This window comes from Desulfovibrio sp. OH1186_COT-070 (assembly GCF_003860215.1).
GTDB lineage: Bacteria > Desulfobacterota > Desulfovibrionia > Desulfovibrionales > Desulfovibrionaceae > Desulfovibrio.
The window spans coordinates 1-415 of sequence record NZ_RQYH01000185.1 but is presented as its reverse complement, the minus strand read 5'-3'; the positions used below and the strand labels follow the sequence as shown (position 1 = coordinate 415).

1 protein-coding gene is annotated in these 415 nt (G+C 28.4%); it reads right to left on the bottom strand.

Going from position 1 to position 415, the window contains the following annotated elements; genetic code table 11:
* Positions 1–415 (bottom strand): hypothetical protein (locus tag EII23_RS13050; protein ID WP_221620429.1); only part of this gene is annotated, 415 nt, incomplete at both ends.

The following is a 415-nucleotide window of genomic DNA, read 5'->3' as shown; positions in this document are numbered from 1 at the left end:
CCATGAGATTCTGTATTTATTAATCCCTTAAAATCAACAAATCCAACCTTTGTTAATTTACCTTTGCTAGTATCATATACTATACAAGTTCTTCCTTCAGTTTCAAACAATTTTGTAGCTTTTTCATGTGGATTAACACTACCTATTATATTACTTCCTTTAGGTCCTGAAAAAACATTTTCTGAAGTTGATCCATTTAACCAATTATATGAATCTATATACTTAATAATATTAGTGTTATTAGTAACATATCCTTGTCTTACTAAGTTTCCAGCTGGATATTGCACTAGTGCAAGCTGTTTTTCATATTCTATATCTAATACAGTTATTTTGTCTCCATTACTTACAGATCTTCCTGAAATTCTATTTCCATATTTATCTCTTAGATATAATTCATCACCAATTACTTGTGCAT